The organism is Acinetobacter sp. (genome assembly GCF_045628685.1).
Classification (GTDB): domain Bacteria; phylum Pseudomonadota; class Gammaproteobacteria; order Pseudomonadales; family Moraxellaceae; genus Acinetobacter.
The window spans coordinates 1-5,889 of sequence record NZ_JAZQPV010000071.1 but is presented as its reverse complement, the minus strand read 5'-3'; the positions used below and the strand labels follow the sequence as shown (position 1 = coordinate 5,889).

The 5,889-nt window shown below is 39.3% G+C and carries 7 protein-coding genes; 6 read left to right on the top strand and 1 reads right to left on the bottom strand.

The window, feature by feature from the left end; all coding sequences use genetic code 11:
• The 3 genes from ACKI4H_RS10240 to ACKI4H_RS10230 form a co-directional block, all read left to right on the top strand.
• Window positions 1-652: vWA domain-containing protein (locus ACKI4H_RS10240; RefSeq protein WP_407305474.1), on the top strand; the 652-nt coding region annotated here is incomplete at its 5' end.
• A 9-nt stretch (window positions 653-661) separates the two neighbouring features.
• Window positions 662-1,384, top strand: coding sequence for a TIGR00266 family protein (locus ACKI4H_RS10235; protein WP_407305473.1), 723 nt, complete (start codon window positions 662-664; stop codon window positions 1,382-1,384).
• 11 nt (window positions 1,385-1,395) lie between these two features.
• Window positions 1,396-1,977, top strand: a complete 582-nt coding sequence (locus ACKI4H_RS10230) for a TerD family protein (protein ID WP_407305471.1) — start codon at window positions 1,396-1,398, stop codon at window positions 1,975-1,977.
• Between the two features lie 1,274 nt (window positions 1,978-3,251).
• Here the strand turns inward: ACKI4H_RS10230 and ACKI4H_RS10225 are convergent.
• Window positions 3,252-3,563 carry a metalloregulator ArsR/SmtB family transcription factor gene (locus tag ACKI4H_RS10225; protein ID WP_407305469.1) on the bottom strand — a complete coding sequence of 104 codons (312 nt, stop codon included), beginning with the start codon at window positions 3,561-3,563 and terminating at the stop codon, window positions 3,252-3,254.
• Between the two features lie 119 nt (window positions 3,564-3,682).
• On the opposite strand from ACKI4H_RS10225, the gene ACKI4H_RS10220 reads away from it, so the two are divergent.
• From ACKI4H_RS10220 to ACKI4H_RS10210, 3 genes are read left to right on the top strand one after another with little or no spacing between them, the layout of a single operon-like run.
• Window positions 3,683-4,099, top strand: coding sequence for a YeeE/YedE family protein (locus ACKI4H_RS10220; RefSeq protein ID WP_407305467.1), 417 nt, complete (start codon window positions 3,683-3,685; stop codon window positions 4,097-4,099).
• 1 nt (window position 4,100) lies between these two features.
• The gene (locus ACKI4H_RS10215) at window positions 4,101-4,517 is read left to right on the top strand and encodes a DUF6691 family protein (RefSeq protein ID WP_407305465.1); all 417 of its coding nucleotides are present in this window, start codon (window positions 4,101-4,103) and stop codon (window positions 4,515-4,517) included.
• A 2-nt stretch (window positions 4,518-4,519) separates the two neighbouring features.
• Entirely contained in the window at window positions 4,520-5,395 is an 876-nt protein-coding gene (locus ACKI4H_RS10210; protein ID WP_407305464.1) for an MBL fold metallo-hydrolase, read from the top strand.
• Window positions 5,396-5,889 lie beyond the last annotated feature (494 nt).

Here is a 5,889-nt window from a genome sequence, read left to right as displayed (position 1 = left end):
ATCATTGATAAGTTTAGAAAAAAGAAGCCTGCTGGGTCTGAAAGCTCGTGTGGCTCTGGTTCTGGATTATTCCGGCTCAATGAACCAGCAATATAAGTCCGGCGATGTGCAGCAGGTTCTAGACCGGATTATGCCTTTGGCATTAAATTTTGATGATGATGGCAGTTTTGAATGCTGGGCATTTGCTGAAAAAGCACTGCGCTTAAATAATGTTACTCTGGGTAATTTAAATAACTACATAGCTTCAGAACAAGGAGGCTATAAAAAATGGAATGCGGGAGCTGGCTATAATAATGAGCCTGCCGTTCTTGAAGACGTATTACGTTATTTTAGCCAAGAAACTCCATCCGACTTACCTGTATATATTGTTTTTATTTCTGATGGTGGTGTTGCTGAAGCTAGAAAAATTAAAAAGATATTACAAGAGGCATCATCACAACCTATATTTTGGCAATTTGTCGGCATTGGCGGGAAAAATTATGGTGTATTGGAGAGGTTAGATACCATGGAAGGCAGAGTGGTGGACAATTGTAATTTTTTTAACATAGAAAATATTAAAAGTATCTCCGACTTAATGCTATACGATTTTTTACTTCAAGAATTTCCGATATGGTTAACAGAAGCAAAAAATAGAAATATCGTGAGAGGGTAGGTAAATGTAATGGCAGAGTTTAATCTTGTGGGTAGTCCAGAACCTTTTTTACATGTCAGTATGAAGCAAGGTGAAACAATTTATTGTGAATCTGATGCCATGGTGATGGTTGAACAGAATCTTGAAGTCGGCGGTAAATTACGCGGCGGAATTTTTCAAGCTTTTATGCGCAAATTTACCTCTGGTGAATCCTTGTTTCAACAGCAAATTAAAGCAGCCAAGGGTGCAGGAGAGTGCTTATTATCGCCGAATCTGGATGGCGATATGCAGATTCTAGAAGTAGGTCAACGGCAGTATATTTTATCTGATGGCTCTTTTGTAGCAGCAACCGAACACACGATGATTAAAGCAAAAGTCCAAAGCAATATAGGCGGCGCATTATTCGGTGGTACGGGAGGTTTTGTAGTTATGGAAACCAGTGGGCAGGGTAAAGTCTGTATTTCTGGCAGTGGAACTTTACTCGAGCTAGAGATTACTCCAGAGCAAGGTGAGGTAACCATTGATAATGGACACGTCGCCGCTTGGGATGCTTCTTTAAACTATAATATTGGCATTCCAAGTTCAGGTGGTGGAGGCTTTGTTGGCAATATTGTGAATAGCTTTACGAGTGGAGAAGGTTTAGTCATTAAGTTCCGTGGACATGGTAAAGTGATTGTCTGTTCACGTAATCGTGCGAGCTATTTACAGTGGTTATCCACCGCTTTAGGTCGTGGCACTTCAAATTCAAACTGAGGGAAATTTAAATGGGCATTAGTTTAGTAAAAGGTCAAAAAATTTCTTTAGAGAAAGGTGATGGTTCATCTTTAACTAAAATATTTCTTGGCGCAGGTTGGGATGTCGCAAAAAAAGGTGGTCTTTTTGGCATGTTTGGTGGAGGTGATTCGATCGATCTTGATGCCTCTGCAATTATGTTTGATGAGAATAATAAAGCTTTAGATAGTATCTGGTTCGGTCAATTACAGAGCCGTGATGGCAGCATCAAACACTCGGGTGACAATCGTACCGGTGATGGCGATGGTGATGATGAAGTAATCCATGTAGATCTGACTAAGGTTCCTAGCCAAGTAAAATCAATTATATTTACAATCAGTAGTTTCCGTGGCCAAACTTTTGAAAAAGTTGAAAATGCTTTTTGCCGTGTCGTTGATGCCACCAGCAATGTGGAAATTGCAAAATATAATCTTTCCGCAAAAGGTAATTATACTGCGTTAATTATTGCTAAAGTTTATCGTCACAATGGTGCCTGGAAAATGTCAGCATTAGGTGAAACCTGTAATGGGAAGACCATTCAGGATATGATTCCTTCAATTTTACCTATTTTGTAAAATATTTTTAAATAAGTTAAAGATGACTTGATAAATCACGTAGCTGATTTATCAAGTTTTTGCTAAATAAGATTTGGCTGGACTTTATTACCCAATATAGGTCTGAATGCTTTTTTATTGAAGATATAAATCCATTTAAGGCGTTGGAACCTCTCTACTGATAAAACCTTCTCCAAAAGAAAAAATATGTATAAGCGAATGCATCAAGCACCCTTAAGCTGATCTGAAAATGATTGCTCTATGCTATAAATTATCCCCCCTAAAAATCTCAAAACATTATTTTTTAAATTGGTTTTTTAGTTTTCAGAATCCGGAAAACCTGATGAACGGGTTAATCCAAAAGACCGAATAGTGGCATATTTGAGAATTTCAGTTGAACTTGTATGATGATTATATTCAGGTCTTCATAACTCAAAGTGAAGACTTTTAATCAGAAATAGACTGAAACTGATGTGATTATGATCGATGATGGAAAGACTATTTTATCTATGTCTTATTTTTAAACCCAAGAAAATACTTTTTATGATTTTGGATGAGTAAAATCAAGCAGGATGTGCCTGGTTACATGCCTGAAAGCCATTACGTCTTTTTCTTCCCATCCCTGTTAAATCATTTGTCAAGAATTCCATTTGATCTGATGGCTCAAAACAAAAAATTGATGCAGTGATCTGGTGTACTGAGTTTAAAACTTCATTTGATCACTGGAGGACGATGGGTAGGGTAGAGCCAGATCTCGATACAGCTTAAAACATTCGATCGGGCGACCTAAGCGGTGGATGGTCGGATATGGCAAGTGGATGGGAATAACCTTTGCCAGCATTGGAGTTTCTATAACCGCCAGAGCTATGGCTGAGGATATTGAAGAGTATTTATCTCAGCATTAAGAATAATTAGTATCGGCTATTAAATTATGATGACAAGATAGAGCAAATCTCGAAGATCCGCAGGTTTTATTTACCGTGGAGCGCACAGTACTGGCGTAGAACCGGCGTGGTTTGGCTCTGATTGCCTTTGGTTTCGTGATTGCAAAATCAAATCTACTCATTCAGTACCCACATAAGAGTGTATATAGTCACTGGTTGAGTATTGCAGTAATGGGTCTTTGGTATGCTGATTAATCTGACATCGATTCAGCAATACCGTATCGGACTGAGGTTATTCACCCCGACAGCATTTTTACCTGATTATCAAACCCAGCATTCTGTTTTGGCTCAATCTATGTACTTTGCTGACAGGAGTTCTGCTGATCATTTCTTTTGGGATAGACTGATGGTTTAAACCGCACAGTACAGTTGATACAAGGTTTGCATCAGAGCAAGTACTTTAGGATCAGAAACCTGGTAGAAAATCTGTTTACCTTCACGGCGAGTACTGACCATGTCTGCTTTTCTTAATACAGTCAATTGTTGTGACAAGGTAGGTTGCTGGATATCACTATAGAGTTCAATTTGCTGTACATTGAGTTCACCTTCTACCAAGACACATAAAATTTTAAGACGATCCGGATTTGATAAGACTTTTAAGCAATTTGTAACTCTATCGACTTCTGAAAAATCAATTTTAGCCTGACTAACTATAGTATTCATGTAATCTCCTTCTATAAGGCTGCATTAAAAATCAGTTACAGAATAATACCACAGGGGGGTTGATTAATATTTGATATTATATATTATAAAATAATATATTGTAAAGAAGTAGATTCATTATGCATGATTTCCTGATTGCTTTCATAGGCGGCTTGATGCTTGGTGTATCGGTTGTGGGTTATCTTTATGTACATGGTCGTATTGCTGGAATCAGTGGTTTGATCGGTCAAGTATTGAATCCACAGACGGTATTTAAAACGCCCGCACTCTGGTTTTTATCAGGTCTTATTATCACGCCATTTATTTATGGTTTATTTGTTCAGCCAGAAATTGAACTGAATGCCAGTCCTCTCATGATGATCATTGCAGGACTGCTTGTTGGCTTTGGTACGCGCCTGGGGTCGGGTTGTACCAGTGGGCATGGAATCTGTGGAATTAGCCGGTTATCAAAACGCTCCATTTTTGCAACGGTAACCTTTATGTTTGCAGGTTTTGTTACTGTTTATATAATTCGTCATGTAACTGGAGCATTTTAAAATGAAAAATATTTTAGCTTTTGTTTTTGGTGCTCTGTTTTCTATCGGACTGATGGTTTCAGGTATGTCTAATCCTGAAAAAGTTCTCGACTTTTTGGATTTATTTGGTGACTGGGATGCCAGCCTGGCCTTTGTCATGATGGGTGCAATTGCGGTGGCATTTATTCCATTTCAAAAGGCGGTACGAAGCCAGGCACCTAAAACTATTTTTAATGAACCGATCGATTTACCCCAGAACCAGAAAATTGACCCGAAACTGATTTCAGGCAGTCTATTGTTTGGTATCGGATGGGGGATTGCCGGCGTATGTCCAGCACCGAGTTTCACCCTGATTGGCCTGGGCCATTATCAGATATTGTATTTTATATTCGCGATGCTGGCTGGGGTATTGATTCACCGTAAATGGGCAGGAGCTTAAATATGTCAAATATACCTGTAGTAAAAGATTTTTTTCACGAAGATACCAATACCTTTAGTTATGTCGTGCGTGATCCTGCCACTCAAGCCTGTGCCATTATTGACAGTGTTTTAGATTATGATACGGCATCGGCAAGCACATCAACAACCCATGCCGATAAAATTATCGCCTATGTCAGAGAGCAAAATTTAACAGTAGAGTGGATTCTGGAAACTCATGTCCATGCTGATCATTTGACTGCAGCGCAGTATCTTAAAGCTGAGTTGGGTGGCAAGATTGCCATGAGCCAGAAAATCGCTGTGGTGCAGGAGACCTTTGCTACAATTTATCATCTGGATCTCAAGCAGATAAATGCTGATCAACCATTCGATCATTTATTTGAAGATGGTGAACATTTCAACATCGGTGAACTCGAGGTCTATAATATTCCAACACCCGGACATACGCCTGCATGCCTGAGTTATGTGGTTGAAGATGCAGTCTTTGTTGGCGACACGCTGTTTATGCCGGACTATGGTACGGCACGTTGTGATTTTCCAAATGGCAGTGCACCCGTGCTGTACGACTCAGTACAGAAGCTGTTTGAACTACCAGAAGATACCCGGGTCTTCTTGTGTCATGATTATCTGCCTGAAACACGTGAATCATATGTGTATGAAACTGATATCCAGACTCAGAAAACACAGAATATCCATATTCATAAGGGAATCAGCAAAGCCGAATTTACCCAGATGCGAAACCAGCGGGATTCAGGACTGAGTATGCCTAAACTGATTCTCCCAGCGATTCAGATCAATATGAAAGGTGGACAGTTCCCTACTCCGGAGGAAAATGGCGTGTCCTATCTGAAGCTCCCCCTCAACTACTTTAAAGCGTGAAGATTTAATACTCAACAAGAAAGTTCATCTCTTCTTGTTTAACCTGATCATCTTCAAAAATTATAGAGGATAGGATTTAGAGATTTCTAATACCAAGCCATGCCTTGTGATGAATGATCAATCCTTTCAAGCCAGAAATAGGAGACAATATTTAGTTTACAAAAGCTGTGCAGTGGGATCAAATCATGAAAAAGACCATTCGAGGAGTCTGGGCTGGTTTTAATATGTTAGGTGACTGTTTTTAAAATATAAATCAATGGGATTTTAGATAATACCGCCCAAGCCACTACACCACATCATTAGACAGTGATGAGTTATTTACGGATTGAATAGATAAATAAACTTAAGCTCGCGTATGTATTAGCCCCCGTAAAAACGGACAGTTAACTCGCTAATTTTAGCGCCCGAAACTCCCGAGGGGATTTCATTTTTAATCCACTATGTGGATGATTGCAATTGTAATCTTCTATCCATAGCGGCAAAGCATTCAGCAC